Raw genomic sequence first — 13613 nt, 5'->3', positions numbered from 1 at the left:
GTGGAGGTGGGGTTTTCCGTAGGGGTGCGGAGACCTGACAATTGCCCCTGGAAGGAGCGGAGTTGATGGGTGGGGAAGAGGAGAAGCGGGTGTGGGGCGAGTGCGTGTGGCTGGGTCGGTGTCTGTTGCCGTTGATGGATGTGGAGGCGTGGCGGCGGGACAGCCGGGCGGAGACGTTCCAGAAGATGGGGGTGGAGCGGGGGGAGTACGTGTTCGGGGTGTTCGCCGGGATCGTGTTCCACTCGGCGGTCAAGGACGCTGTGGCGGAGGGGAGTTCACTGTCCGTCGCGACGCTCGACGCCGTTCCGCTGAAGGCGGTCCTGGAGGTGGTCACCGACAGGGCCGACTACGCGTTCCTGATCGGGATGCCGTCCGCGTTCATGGACGAGGCCGAGGAGACCGCCGCGCTGGCGTTGCGGCTGTGCGTGTACGTCCGTTATCCCCATGTCCCCGTGCTGAGACGGTACTTGGCGCACACCCTGCTCACGCTCACGGGTCGCGTGTCGACGCCCGGCCCGACCTGCGCGGACCTGCGCGGCTGGGCGCACGCGGCCGGGGTGCGGCGGGCCTGACGTACGACGAGGTCCCGCCCGGTGAGCCGGACGGGACCTCTCGTTGTGCTCGGATCGTTGTGCTCGGAGAACTACGCCAGCAGCGCCGGGATCGTGTTCTCGTGGGCCTCACGGAGTTCCGCGAGCGGGAGCGTGAACTCGCCCTGGAGTTCCACCTCTTCGCCGTCGACGACCCCGATCCGGGTGGCCGGCAGGCCGCGTGCGCCGCACATGTCGGTGAAGCGGAGCTCTTCGGAGCGGGGGACGGCGACGACCGCGCGGCCCGCCGACTCCGAGAAGAGGAAGGTGAACGCGTCCAGGCCGTCCGGGACGACCAGCCGGGCGCCGAGGCCGCTCAACAGGGCCGATTCCACGACCGCTTGGATCAGACCGCCGTCCGAGAGGTCGTGGGCGGAGTCGATCATGCCGTCGCGGGAGGCGGAGATCAGGATCTCGGCCAGCAGCCGCTCGCGCTCCAGGTCGACCTTGGGCGGCAGGCCGCCCAGGTGGTCGTGGACGACCTGGCTCCACGCCGAACCGCTGAACTCCTCGCGGGTGTCGCCGAGGAGGTAGAGCAGGTGGCCCTCCTCCTGGAAGGCGACCGGCGTGCGGCGGGCGACGTCGTCGATGACGCCCAACACCGCGACGACCGGCGTGGGGTGGATCGCCGCCTCGCCCGTCTGGTTGTAGAGGGAGACGTTGCCGCCCGTGACCGGCGTGCCCAACTGCTGGCAGGCGTCGGCGAGTCCGCGCACGGCCTCGGCGAACTGCCACATGACGGCGGGGTCTTCGGGGGAGCCGAAGTTGAGGCAGTCGGAGACGGCGAGCGGCTTCGCGCCCGTCGTCGCGACGTTGCGGTACGCCTCCGCGAGCGCCAACTGGGCGCCGGTGTACGGGTCGAGCTTGGCGTAGCGGCCGTTGCCGTCCGTGGCGATCGCGACGCCGAGGCCGGTCGACTCGTCGATGCGGATCATCCCGGAGTCCTCGGGCTGGGCCAGCACCGTGTTGCCCTGCACGAAGTGGTCGTACTGGGAGGTGATCCAGCTCTTGGACGCCTGGTTGGGGGAGGCGACCAACTTCAGTACCTGCGCCCGCAGTTCAGCGGAGTCGGCCGGTCGCGCCAGCTTCTCCGCGCCGTCCGCCTGGAGCGCGTCCTGCCACGAGGGGCGGGCGTAGGGGCGCTCGTAGACGGGGCCGTCGTGGGCGACCGTGCGCGGGTCGACGTCGACGATCTTGCCGCCGTGCCAGAAGATCTCCAGGCGGTCGCCGTCGGTGACCTCGCCGATGACCGTGGCGATGACGTCCCACTTCTCGCAGATGGCGAGGAAGCGGTCCACCTTCTCGGGCTCGACGACCGCGCACATGCGTTCCTGCGACTCGCTCATGAGGATTTCCTCGGGCGAGAGGGTGGAGTCGCGCAGCGGGACGTCGTCCAGGGTGACGCGCATGCCGCCGGAGCCGTTGGACGCCAACTCGCTGGTGGCGCAGGAGAGTCCGGCCGCGCCGAGGTCCTGGATGCCGACGACCAGCTTCTCGGCGAAGGCTTCGAGCGTGCACTCGATGAGCAGCTTCTCCTGGAACGGGTCACCGACCTGGACCGCGGGCCGCTTGGAGGGCTTGGCGTCGTCGAAGGTCTCGGACGCGAGGATCGACGCGCCGCCGATGCCGTCGCCGCCGGTGCGGGCCCCGTACAGGATGACCTTGTTGCCCGCGCCGGACGCCTTCGCGAGGTGGATGTCCTCGTGCCGCATGACGCCGATGGCACCGGCGTTGACCAGCGGGTTGCCCTGGTAGCAGGCGTCGAAGACGACCTCGCCGCCGATGTTGGGCAGGCCCAGGCAGTTGCCGTAGCCGCCGATGCCCGCGACGACGCCCGGCAGGACGCGCTTGGTGTCGGGGTGGTCGGCGGCGCCGAAGCGCAGCGGGTCGACGACGGCGACCGGGCGGGCGCCCATCGCGATGATGTCGCGGACGATCCCGCCGACGCCGGTCGCGGCGCCCTGGTAGGGCTCGACGTACGAGGGGTGGTTGTGCGACTCGACCTTGAAGGTGACCGCGTAGCCCTGGCCGACGTCCACGACACCGGCGTTCTCGCCGATGCCGACGAGCATCGCGTCGGACTGGGGGGCCTTCTCGCCGAACTGGCGGAGGTGGACCTTGGAGGACTTGTACGAGCAGTGCTCGGACCACATGACCGAGTACATGGCGAGCTCGGCGCCGGTCGGGCGGCGGCCCAGGATCTCGACGACGCGCTCGTACTCGTCCTTCTTCAGGCCGAGTTCGGCCCAGGGCAGCTCGACGTCGGGGGTCGCGGCCGCGTTCTCGACCGTGTCCAGAGGCGTGCGGCTCATGCGTTGACCAGCTTCTTGAGGATCGAGGTGAAGAAGGGGAGGCCGTCGGTGCGGCCGGTGCCGATGAGCGGTTCGACCGCGTGCTCGGGGTGCGGCATGAGGCCCACGACGTTGCCGGCCTCGTTGGTGACGCCCGCGATGTCCCGCAGGGAGCCGTTGGGGTTGAAGTCGAGATACCGGAAGACGACCCGGCCCTCGGCCTCCAGCTTGTCGAGCGTGTACTCGTCCGCGACGTAGCGGCCGTCCATGTTCTTCAGCGGGATGTGGATCTCCTGGCCCGCCGCGTAGTCGGACGTCCACGCCGTGCCCGCGTTCTCGACGCGCAGCTTCTGGTCGCGGCAGATGAAGTGCAGGTGGTTGTTGCCGAGCATCGCGCCGGGCAGCAGGTGGGCCTCCGTGAGGATCTGGAAGCCGTTGCAGATGCCGAGGACCGGGAGGCCGGCCTTGGCCTGCTCGATGACCGTCTCCATCACCGGGGAGAAACGGGAGATCGCGCCGGCGCGGAGATAGTCGCCGTAGGAGAAACCGCCGGGAAGGACGACGGCGTCGACCTGGTGGAGATCCTTGTCCTTGTGCCAGAGAGCGACGGGTTCGGCGCCGGCGAGGCGGATCGCGCGCTGGGTGTCGCGGTCGTCGAGACTGCCGGGGAATGTGACGACGCCAATACGAGCGGTCACTTGGCCGCCTCCGCGACTTCTTCGACCTTCACGGTGAAGTCCTCGATCACCGTGTTGGCGAGGAAGGATTCGGCGAGATCATGGATCCGGGCGAGGGCGGCCTCGTCCACGGGTCCGTCAACTTCCAGTTCGAATCGCTTTCCCTGACGTACATCCGAGATCCCGTCGAAACCCAGACGCGGCAGTGCGCGCTGCACCGCCTGGCCCTGGGGGTCGAGGATCTCCGGCTTGAGCATGACGTCGACTACGACGCGTGCCACGGGCACTCCCGGTGGTGTGGTGCTTGGGTTCCTGCGGCTGTTCCGGCAGGTGTCTTCAGACTACCCGTACGAAATTTCTACGCGGGTAGAGTTGTAGGAAGCTACGTGATCGCCATCACGATCCGGTATCGGACTGTGGCGCTCGGGAAAAGTTCCGGGAAAGATCCCTGTTCGGCCCCCGGCGGGTATTGCGCAGCTGACACGCGGGGAGATTTAGTCGGCTTCACTTTTTATTACCAGGCGCTGTACCGTGACAAAAAAATTGGCATTTTCAGCCGAAGGGACCGATATTCGTGGCGCAGAAGGTCGTGGTCACTCTCTTTGACGACATCGACGGCTCGGAAGCGGCGGAAACGATCGCGTTCGGGCTCGACGGCAAGTCGTACGAGATCGACCTGAATGAAGCCAATGCCAAGAAACTGCGTAAGGCGCTCGCGCCGTACGTGGAGGCCGGCCGCAAGCGGTCCCGGTCGGGCAAGGCGTACAAGCAGACGGAGGTCGCCCCCGACCCGTCCGCCGTCCGGGCCTGGGCCCTGGCGAACAAGTTCGACGTGCCGGCCCGGGGCCGGATCCCCAAGAAGGTGTACGAGGCGTTCGCCGAGGCGCAGTAGCCACCGGCCGGCTGCCCCCGCCCGCACCCTCAGGAGGGCCTGGGGGCAGCCGACTTGCGTTACCCCCCTGCCGATCGGCTAATGTCTGGAGCACGCCGCCGGGCACGGGAGAAAAATCCAGGCCAGGCAGGTTGTGCGGGTGTAGTTCAGTAGCAGAACATCCCCCTTCCAGGGGGAAGGCGCAGTGTGCAATTCCTGTCACCCGCTCTGCATCGCCGTACCGGTCTGGCTTGTGGATCAGGTAGGGTGGTGCTCGCGCCGATCGGTGGGAGCCGGTCGGATGCAGTGCGGACGTAGCTCAGTTGGTAGAGCGCAACCTTGCCAAGGTTGAGGTCGCGAGTTCGAGCCTCGTCGTCCGCTCAGGGTTAAGACCCCGGTCCATTCGGACCGGGGTATTTTCGTTCCCTCGCGCCCTGCCTCTGTGATCCGCTTCTGACATTTGTCATGCCGGGTGGTGACAACGCGCACTGCCTCACCCCCTCCCCTCACGAGACGCTGAAGGCATGAACGCCATGGGGACGAAAGAACACGTGATCGAGGCGACAGACCTCCGGCGTGTGTACGGGGGCGGCTTCGAGGCGGTCCGGGGGGTGAGCTTCCACGTCGACCGCGGGGAGGTCTTCGCGCTGCTCGGCACCAACGGCGCCGGCAAGACGTCGACCGTCGAACTGCTGGAAGGGCTGGCGCGGCCGGACGGGGGTCAGGTGCGCGTGCTCGGGCACGATCCGTACGCCGAGCGGGCCGCCGTCCGGCCCCGGACCGGGGTCATGCTCCAAGAGGGCGGATTTCCCTCGGAGTTGACCGTCATGGAGACGGCGCGGATGTGGGCGGGGTGCGTCAGCGGGGCCCGACCGATCGGTGAGGCACTGGAGTTGGTGGGGCTGGGCGCCAAAGGGACCGTCCGGGTCAAGCAGTTGTCCGGCGGTGAGCGGCGGCGGCTCGACCTCGCGCTCGCGCTGCTCGGCAAGCCCGAGGTGCTGTTCCTCGACGAGCCGACGACCGGGCTCGACGCCGAAGGGCGGCGCGACACCTGGGAGTTGGTGCGGGAGCTGCGGGACTCCGGGACGACCGTGCTGCTCACCACGCACTACCTGGAGGAGGCCGAAGGGCTCGCGGACCGGCTCGCGATCATGCACGCCGGGAGCGTCGCCGTCGCCGGGACGCCGGCCGAGGTGACCGCCTCGCAGCCGTCCCGGATCTCCTTCGAGCTGCCCCCGGGGTACTTCGTCGGGGATCTGCCGCCGCTCGGGGAACTCGGGGTGACCGGGCACACCGTCGACGGGAACGTCGTGAAGCTGCGGACGCACGAGCTGCAGCGGGCGGCCACCGGTGTGCTCGTGTGGGCGCGGGAGGCCGGGGTGGAACTGGGGCGGCTGGACGTGCGGTCGGCCTCGTTGGAGGAGGCGTTCCTCGGGATCGCCTCGGAGCGCAAGGAAGAGGTGACGGTGTGAGCGGGATCGCCACGACGACGCCGGGCGGGCGGCTGAAGGCGCTCGCGCGGGCCGAGTTCACGCTGCTGGTGCGGAGCAGGAGCACGCTCGTCACGGCGCTGCTGGTGCCGTTGCTGCTGCCGTTCAGCCTGAAGGCGTTCACGGACGACAAGATGCTGAAGGAGACCGGGCTCGACGTCGGGCAGGTGCTGCTGCCCGCCGGGATCGGGTTCGCGCTGCTGTTCGGCGTCTACACGACGCTCTCCGCGATCTACACGATGCGGCGCGAGGAGCTGGTGCTGAAGCGGCTGCGCACCGGGGAGCTGCGGGACGCGGAGATCCTGGCCGGGACCGCGCTGCCGATGGTCCTGACGGGGCTGCTCCAGACGTTCGTCCTCATCGCCGGGTCCATGGCGCTGGTCGACCTCGGCATGCCCGAGGCGCCTCATCTCGCGCTGCTGGGAGTGGTGTTGGGGTTCTCGGTGTGTGTGACGCTGGCCGCGGTGACGTCCGGGCTGACGAAGACGGCGGAGAGCGCGCAGGTGACTCCGATGCCGTTCCTGTTCGTCTCGATGATCCTCTCCGGGGTCGCCGTGCCGCTGGAGGTCTTTCCCGAACGGGCCGCGTCCTTCTTCGAGTTGCTGCCGCTGTCGCCGGCCATCACGTTGATCCGGGGCGGGTGGACGGGCGACATGTCCGGGGGCGACGCGGTGCTCGCGGTCGTGGTCGGGGTGGCCTGGACCGTCGGAGGCGTGTTTGCTGTGCAGCGGTGGTTCCGGTGGGAGCCGAGGCGCTGAGGAGCGGGAGAACATGCGGGGCTGGTGGGGGCGGAAGAGCACGCCGGAGAAGTTCGACACGTACATGCGGTGGTCGTTCGGCTCGTTCGGGGTGATCGAGGTCGGAAGCATCGTGGTCTCCGTCCACCGCCTGGGGCCGACGCTCGGCCCCCTGATGCTGGGGCTGACGGCGCTGCACGCGGCGGGCGTCGTCGCCGTCGTCTTCCGGTCGCTGGACTGGCATCGGGGGCTGCGCGACCAGCCCGTGCGGCTGCTGTACGCGTTCGGCGCGCTCACCGCGCTGATCGGCGCCGTGGCGAGCGTGATCGGCAAGTACGGTCCCGGCAACGACGTGGAGAGCGTCGCCGGCGGGATCTTCGGCGTCGTCATGGTCTTCGGTCCCGGCATCGTCTGCTTCGGGCTGCGGGAGCGGCGGCAGATGTACACGGTCGTCGGCGGATTCACGGGCGGGACGGCGGTGCTGCTGCCGGCGCTGGGGCGGCCCTGGGTCGCCGCGCTGGTCGTCGCCGTCGTCGTGTTGATCTCCTCCGCGTTGTGCGCGGTCATCGGCGTCTTCTCGATCTGGCTCATCAACGCCGTCTACGAACTCGACTCCGCCCGCGAGGCGCAGGCCCGGCTCGCCGTCGCCGAGGAGCGGTTGCGGTTCGGGCGGGATCTGCACGACGTGATGGGGCGCAACCTCGCGGTGATCGCGCTGAAGAGCGAGCTGGCCGTGCAACTCGCGCGGCGGGGGCGGGAGGAGGCGGTGGAGCAGATGATCGAGGTGCAGCGGATCGCACAGGAGTCGCAGCGGGAGGTACGGGAAGTGGTGCGGGGGTACCGGGAGGTGGACCTCGGGGTCGAACTGCTCGGCGCGCAGGGTGTGTTGAGCGCGGCCGGGATCGAGTGCGAGGTGCGGGGGAACGTCGGGAAGCTGCCCGGGGAGGTGCAGTCGGTGCTGGGGTGGGTCGTGCGGGAGGCCACCACCAACGTGCTGCGGCACGGGGACGCGCAGCGGTGCCGGGTGGGGCTCGCCGTGTCCGACGGACGGGTCGTGCTGACCGTCGAGAACGACGGGGCGAGCGGGGCCGGCGGCGGGACGGGCGGGTCGGGGCTCGCGGGGTTGCGGGAGCGGCTTGCCGTCGTCGACGGGACGTTGGAGGCGGGGTTGGTGCCGGGTGGGGTGTTCCGGGTCGTGGCGGATGTGCCGCTGTCCGTGGGGGCCGGGAGTTCTGTCGGTTCTGTGAACAGGGGCGTTTCATGAGCGTGCGGGTGTTGCTCGCCGACGACGAGCATCTGATCCGGGGTGCGCTGGCCGCGCTGCTGTCGCTGGAGGACGACCTCGTCATCGTCGCCGAGGCGGCCACCGGGCCCGAGGCGCTGGCCATGGCGCGGGCGCACGAGCCCGACGTCGCCGTGCTGGATCTTCAGATGCCGGGGGCGGACGGTGTGAAGGTCGCCACATCGTTGCGGGCCGAGCTGCCTTCGTGCCGGGTGCTGATCGTGACGAGTCATGGTCGGCCGGGGCATCTGAAGCGGGCGCTCGCGGCGGGGGTGCGGGGGTTCGTGCCGAAGACGGTGAGCGCGCAGCGGCTGGCCGAGATCATCCGGACCGTGCATGCCGGGAACCGGTACGTGGACCCGGAGTTGGCGGCCGACGCGATCTCCTCCGGGGACTCGCCGCTGACGTCGCGGGAGGCGGAGGTGCTGGAGCTGGCCGCCGACGGGGCGCCGGTCGCGGAGATCGCCGAGCGGGCGTCGCTGTCCCAGGGGACCGTGCGGAACTATCTGTCGTCCGCCGTGTCGAAGCTGGGGGTGGAGAACCGGCATGCGGCGGTGCGGCTCGCCCGGGAGCGGGGTTGGGTATAGTTGGGCTCGCGCTTCGGCGCACTGCGGACGTAGCTCAGTTGGTAGAGCGCAACCTTGCCAAGGTTGAGGTCGCGAGTTCGAGCCTCGTCGTCCGCTCCAGATGAAACCCCGGTCCGGGTTCGGACCGGGGTTTTCTCATGCGCTACTGCCAACTCTGGCCCGTCAGCTTCTCGTACGCCTCGATGTACTTGGCGCGGGTCGCCTCGACGATCTCGTCCGGGAGGGCGGGCGGGGGCTGTTCGCTCGTGCGGTCCCAGCCGGACTCGGGGGACGTCAGCCAGTCGCGGACGAACTGCTTGTCGTAGGACTCCTGGGCGCGGCCCGGCTGCCACGTCGCGGCGGGCCAGAAGCGGGAGGAGTCGGGGGTGAGGACTTCGTCGGCGATGACCAGGGTGTCGCCGTCGAAGCCGAACTCGAACTTCGTGTCGGCGAGGATGATGCCCCGCTCGCGGGCGATGTCGCGGGCGCGGCCGTAGACGGCGAGGGTGGCCTGGCGGAGCTGGGCGGCCGTGTCGGCGCCGACCTGGCGGGCGACCTCCTCGTAGGAGACGTTCTCGTCGTGGTCGCCGACGGCGGCCTTCGTCGCCGGGGTGAAGATCGGGGCGGGGAGTTCGCTGCCGTCGACCAGGCCCTCGGGCAGCGCGAGGCCGCAGACCGTGCGGGACGCGTTGTACTCCAGCAGGCCGGAGCCGGTCAGGTAGCCGCGGGCCACGCACTCGACGGGGAGCATCGTGAGCGACTTGCAGACGAGCGTGCGGCCCGCCCAGTCGGCGGGGGCGCCCTCGGGGACGTCCGTGCTGATCACGTGGTTGGGGACCAGGTCGGCGAGCTGGTCGAACCACCACAGGGAGAGCTGCGTGAGGATGCGGCCCTTGTCGGGGATCTCGCTGAGGATCACCCAGTCGAAGGCGGAGGTGCGATCGCTGGCGACCATCACGAGGTCGCCCGCCTCGTTCTGGTACAGCTCACGCACCTTTCCGGTGTGCAGGTGCACCAGGCCCGGAACCTCGGTGGGTTCGGGCTTTACTACGAAACCGGGCACGGTTCCTCCCCGTGGATCTGTATAAAAGGTGACTCGATTCTCCCGTATACGGTCCGCGCCGGGGTCGGCGGGTCAGTCCCGCTTGCAGATGCGGTCCAGGAGGTTGGCGGTCGCCCGCTGGATGCGCGCGTCGACGTGCCCGGGGCGGTCCAGCGCCGGGGACCAGGCGAACGTGCCCGACGCGAAGACGAGGGCGCCCGAGGGGGCCCGGTACAGGGACGTCTCCTGGTGGCGGCGGACGCCCCTGGCGTCGCCGTAGGGGGAGTGCGCGAGCAGGACGCGCTCCTCGTGCTCCGGGAGGGGTGTGCGGGGGAAGTAGCGGTCGGCCTCGCCGGCGACCAGGCCCTCGATCTCGTCGCCCTCGTGGGCGCCGGTCGCCTCCCACAGCCAGTGGTGGGCGTTGCGGACGGTCATCGGGCGGGGGGCGGGGACGCGGCCGGAGTACTGGATGCCGAGGAGCTGCTGTTCCGGGCGGTCGATCTCGCGCCACAGGAGGGACTTGCCGGGGCCCTTGCGCTTGCGGCAGGTCAGCAGGCGGGCGGGGGCGCCGGAGGGGGACGGGCCCAGCTCGACCTGCCAGTACATGGTGTTCGCCGACAGGAAGACGAGGGAGGTGCCGCTGTCCCGGGCGAGTTCGGCCGTGCGGCGCATGTTCGCCGACCAGTACTCGTCGTGGCCGGGGAAGACCAGGCCCCGGTAGCGGGTCGGGTCGACGTTCCCGGCGTGCAGGTCCCGTGCGTCCGCGTACGCCATGTCGTAGCCGTAGCGCTCGGTCCAGCGGATGACGTCGTACGCGTGGCCGACGTGCAGGGGTAAGCCGGCGCCGGCGTACGGGCGGTCGAAGGAGACGGTCGTGGCGGCGTCGGCCTCGCCCAGGAGGCGGCCCCGCGCGTCCCACGCGTGGTAGAGGCTCGCGCCGGTCCGGCCGTCCTCGGGGTACAGGTTGTACGCCTGCCAGGTGACGTCCGGCAGGAGGAGCAGCAGGTCCGCCGGGCGGTTGTCCCGGACGGTGAACGGGATGTGGGAGCGGTAGCCGTCCACCGTGGTCAGGACGGCCACGTACGCGCCCACGTTCCAGTAGCCCGGGACCTGGAGGCGCCAGCTGAGCCACCAGTGGTGGCAGGAGACCGTGCGGTCCGCCGTGAGGGGCGGGGGCTGGACGATGCCGCTCAGGCGGGGGCTGGTGGTGATCTTCGCGGCGCCCTCGCCGTTGTAGTGGCCGATCCGGTAGACGTCGACGGTGAACTGCTGGGGCGGGTCGACCGTGATGTGGAAGTCGATCGCCTCGCCGGGGGCGACCGCGCCCTGGGCCGTGAAGCCCTTGATCTGGCGGTGCACGTCGTCCGCCGAGCGGGGGGCGCCGGTGGGGAAGGTCCTGTCCCTGGGGGGCGGGACGCGGGGGGTGTGGTGCGGGGGGTGGTCCACGTACCAGGGGACGATCCTGCCGGTGTCGTCGAAGTAGGTCTCGCTGCCCCTCAGCCAGGGGAGGGGGCCGAGGGCGAAGGGGTCGGAGACGGCGTGCGCGAGGGCGCCGGACTGCCAGCGGGGGGTGGGGGTGCCGGGTGGGGGCGGGAGGGGGGTGGGGTCTTCCTCGGGGGCGTAGTCGTCGTCCGGGACGGGGAAGTCGTCCGGCGTGGGCGGGTGTGCGTTCTTGTCCGGGTTCTTCGTCATGGTCGCTCCCCTCCCGCTCGCCCCCGTGGTCGCGCCGTGCGGTCGCGCTCTGTGTCTGTCCTATGTCGGGGGACCTTGCCATGTACCCCGATCGGTCCCAGCACATCACATAACGCGCGTAGGTAGTCACTGTTCGTCGCTAATTGGCCTGAAGAGGAATCCGCGCTTCCGGCGTCAGACCAGGCGGAGGGGTTTCTCCGGACGTATGCCCAGCTCCACGAGCCAGATCCGCAGGGGCTCGGGGTCGCCGTCCTCGACGAGGCTCAGGACGCGGGGGGTCAGGTCGGGGGCCCGCTCGCCGGCGACCAGCAGGACCGGGCCGTCCAGCCAGTCCAGGCCCGGCGTCGCGCCCGCCGTGTCCATCGCCGCGCAGCAGACCATCGCCGTGACGTGGTCGGCCAGCAACTCGCGTTCCGTGCGCGGGGGTTGGAGGGGGAAGAGGGGGAGCGCGGCGTCGTCCCACAGGGCCGCGTCCGGGCCCGGCGTGGCGTCCGGGGCCGTCCGGCGGGGGGTCGCGGCCTCGTCGCGGGCGAGTTCCGCGCTGAGGCGGGCGGCCAGGGCGGAGGTGCGGGGGGAGAGGGCGGGGGGGTCCTCGGGGTAGAGGCCGGCGTCGTCGGGGTGGGGGGAGTCTTCGCCGGCTTCGACGGCTTCGGACGGGGGCGGCGCGGACGTCTGTGCGGGGTCCCCGGCGGCTTCGGAGGGGTCCGGCGTGAACGGCCCCGCGGGCGCACCGGCGTCCGTGTCGTCCATGGTGGCCCGCCCTGTCGTCCCCGGGGTCTCCCCCGGCGGGTTCGGCCGGCGTTCCTCGGCCTCCGTCAAGTGGTCCAGGACCCTCGCCAGCGTCGGGGCGTGGGGGTGGTCGTTGGTCGCCGGGGAGGGGCGGACGCCGAGGGCGTCGAGGGTGCGGTGGAGGCGGGAGGCGTCGGTGCGCCACTTGCGGTCGACGACCTCGTCCGGGTAGTCCTGCCAGGTCACCGGGGACCAGTCGGGGCCGGGGTCGGTGGGGCCGCCGTGGAAGAGGCGGGCGGCGAGGAGGGAGGCCGCCTCGTCGATCGTGCCGGGCTCTTCGAGGAGGTCGCAGGCGGGGCGCTCGCCGAGGCGGGAGGCGAAGCCCTCGGCGAGGCGGTCGCGGCGGGAGAGTTCGGTGAGGGCGGCGACCACGCCCGCGTCGAGCCGGGAGGGCCAGCGGCCCATGCGCCAGGCGGGGAGCGCGACCCGGGTGAGGAGGCGGTCCCAGCCCGCGTACGCGAGGCCCACCTGCTCCTGGGCGACGATGCGCAGGCCGTAGTCGACCGTCTGGGCGCGCTCGGCGGCGGCTGCCGCGACCGCCCGCTCCATCTCCGCCGCGTGTGTCCGGCAGGCGCGCAGCAGGAGCCGTACGACGTGTCCGACGCCCGCGAGGAGCAGGCGGGGGGAGCGGCCTGCGGTGACCGCGACGGCCGCGTCGAGCCCGCGGACGAAGCGGCGGGCGGCGGCTATGTCGGGGTGCGCGGAGGGGCCGGTGCCGGCGACGACGGGGGCGAGGACCGCGCGGAGTTCACCGACGCGCATCCACCACAGGAAGGGCGAGCCGATGACGAGGACCGGTGCCGTCGCCGTCCGCCTCGGGGTGTCGCCGCCCGCGACCTCGTCGCCCCTGGGCGGGGCCGGGGTGCCGTGCGCCCGGTGCGTGCGGTCCTCCAGCCAGCTGTCGCAGTCCGGCGTCAGGGCTATCGCGGAGGGCGCGGGGACGTCGAGCCGGTCGGCGAGGTCGCGGACCATGCGGTAGAGGTCGGGGGCGGCCGACTCCGGGACCGGGACGGTCGGGCTGACCGCCGGGCGCGCGCGGGCGACGAGCAGGGCGATCGCGGCGGTGGCGAGCAGGACGACGACGGCGACGCCGGAGACGATCCAGCGGGCGAGGTCCCAGCCGGGGCCGACCAGATGGTCCGTCCCTCCCCCGGCGAGCAGGATCACGGCGGCCGCCGCCGGCAGCAGGGCCACGCCCAGCGCGCGCCCGCGCATCCGCAGCACCGCGAGGGCGCGGGCGCGCGCGGCCTGCGCACCTGCCTCCACACCGACCGAACCGCCGTTCATGCCCGCATCACTCCCCCTCCCGGCTCGCTCGCTTCCGCCTGCCTCTGCTCACTCCCCCACTGTGGCACCCGCCACTGACATCGCAATGCCGGTGGGCCAAGTGCCGGAACCTCGGCAGGCGCCTGAACACATGGCCCGCACCCTAGTTGGGGCGGCCATCCCCGTCAGCCGGATGGTGCGACGGTCACTCGATGGAATGGCTTTGGGGAGAGGTGGCTGACCGGAACCCGGGGGGCCGGGACGGAAAAGGGCCCCGCACCGTGAGACGGATGCGGAGCCCTTCGGGTTCACCGGGTGCG

12 protein-coding genes and 3 tRNA genes are annotated in these 13613 nt (G+C 71.1%); 9 read left to right on the top strand and 6 right to left on the bottom strand.

Features of this window, described 5'->3' with window-relative positions; translation table 11 throughout:
- The first annotated feature begins 65 nt into the window (after positions 1–65).
- Positions 66–572: a hypothetical protein gene (locus IAG44_RS21730; RefSeq protein WP_187748744.1), complete on the top strand. Its 507-nt coding sequence runs from the start codon at positions 66–68 to the stop codon at positions 570–572.
- 71 nt (positions 573–643) lie between these two features.
- Here the strand turns inward: IAG44_RS21730 and purL are convergent, their stop codons facing one another.
- The 3 genes from purL to purS are packed head-to-tail and all read right to left on the bottom strand — an operon-like array spanning position 644 to position 3839.
- The gene (gene purL / locus IAG44_RS21725) at positions 644–2902 is read right to left on the bottom strand and encodes a phosphoribosylformylglycinamidine synthase subunit PurL (protein ID WP_187748743.1); all 2259 of its coding nucleotides are present in this window, start codon (positions 2900–2902) and stop codon (positions 644–646) included.
- Positions 2899–3579 (bottom strand): phosphoribosylformylglycinamidine synthase subunit PurQ, encoded by a 681-nt coding sequence (gene purQ / locus IAG44_RS21720; RefSeq protein ID WP_187748742.1) that lies wholly within the window; start codon positions 3577–3579, stop codon positions 2899–2901. The genes purL and purQ overlap by 4 nt, the downstream gene beginning before the upstream one ends.
- Positions 3576–3839, bottom strand: a complete 264-nt coding sequence (purS, locus tag IAG44_RS21715) for a phosphoribosylformylglycinamidine synthase subunit PurS (protein ID WP_007383088.1) — start codon at positions 3837–3839, stop codon at positions 3576–3578. The genes purQ and purS overlap by 4 nt, the downstream gene beginning before the upstream one ends.
- A gap of 293 nt (positions 3840–4132) precedes the next feature.
- Here purS and IAG44_RS21710 point away from each other — a divergent pair, with 293 nt between their 5' ends.
- The 8 genes from IAG44_RS21710 (at position 4133) to IAG44_RS21675 (ending at position 8624) form a co-directional block, all read left to right on the top strand.
- Positions 4133–4450 carry a histone-like nucleoid-structuring protein Lsr2 gene (locus tag IAG44_RS21710; protein WP_187748741.1) on the top strand — a complete coding sequence of 106 codons (318 nt, stop codon included), beginning with the start codon at positions 4133–4135 and terminating at the stop codon, positions 4448–4450.
- Positions 4451–4585: 135 nt separating this feature from the next.
- Positions 4586–4657 (top strand) — tRNA-Gly (locus IAG44_RS21705).
- A gap of 80 nt (positions 4658–4737) precedes the next feature.
- Positions 4738–4810, top strand: a tRNA-Gly gene (locus IAG44_RS21700).
- A gap of 152 nt (positions 4811–4962) precedes the next feature.
- On the top strand, positions 4963–5901 hold the full coding sequence (locus IAG44_RS21695) for an ABC transporter ATP-binding protein (protein WP_187752809.1): 939 nt from the start codon (positions 4963–4965) through the stop codon (positions 5899–5901).
- Complete coding sequence (locus IAG44_RS21690) at positions 5898–6677, top strand: ABC transporter permease (RefSeq protein ID WP_425508462.1); 780 nt, start codon at positions 5898–5900, stop codon at positions 6675–6677. Before IAG44_RS21695 ends, IAG44_RS21690 begins: the two co-directional genes overlap by 4 nt.
- 13 nt (positions 6678–6690) lie before the next feature.
- Positions 6691–7920, top strand: coding sequence for a sensor histidine kinase (locus tag IAG44_RS21685; RefSeq protein WP_187748740.1), 1230 nt, complete (start codon positions 6691–6693; stop codon positions 7918–7920).
- The gene (locus IAG44_RS21680) at positions 7917–8525 is read left to right on the top strand and encodes a response regulator transcription factor (protein WP_187748739.1); all 609 of its coding nucleotides are present in this window, start codon (positions 7917–7919) and stop codon (positions 8523–8525) included. The genes IAG44_RS21685 and IAG44_RS21680 overlap by 4 nt, the downstream gene beginning before the upstream one ends.
- 23 nt (positions 8526–8548) lie before the next feature.
- Positions 8549–8624 (top strand) — tRNA-Gly (locus IAG44_RS21675).
- 43 nt (positions 8625–8667) lie between these two features.
- Here the strand turns inward: IAG44_RS21675 and IAG44_RS21670 are convergent.
- The 3 genes from IAG44_RS21670 to IAG44_RS21660 all read right to left on the bottom strand — a co-directional run bounded on the left by IAG44_RS21670 (position 8668) and on the right by IAG44_RS21660 (position 13314).
- Positions 8668–9567: a phosphoribosylaminoimidazolesuccinocarboxamide synthase gene (locus IAG44_RS21670; RefSeq protein ID WP_187748738.1), complete on the bottom strand. Its 900-nt coding sequence runs from the start codon at positions 9565–9567 to the stop codon at positions 8668–8670.
- Positions 9568–9639: 72 nt separating this feature from the next.
- Positions 9640–11238 (bottom strand): N,N-dimethylformamidase beta subunit family domain-containing protein, encoded by a 1599-nt coding sequence (locus tag IAG44_RS21665; protein ID WP_246561959.1) that lies wholly within the window; start codon positions 11236–11238, stop codon positions 9640–9642.
- Between the two features lie 174 nt (positions 11239–11412).
- Positions 11413–13314 carry a hypothetical protein gene (locus IAG44_RS21660; RefSeq protein WP_187748737.1) on the bottom strand — a complete coding sequence of 634 codons (1902 nt, stop codon included), beginning with the start codon at positions 13312–13314 and terminating at the stop codon, positions 11413–11415.
- Between the last annotated feature and the right edge of the window lie 299 nt (positions 13315–13613).

The sequence above is a fragment of the Streptomyces roseirectus genome (genome assembly GCF_014489635.1).
Classification (GTDB): domain Bacteria; phylum Actinomycetota; class Actinomycetes; order Streptomycetales; family Streptomycetaceae; genus Streptomyces; species Streptomyces roseirectus.
This window is presented reverse-complemented; position numbering and strand designations above follow the sequence as displayed.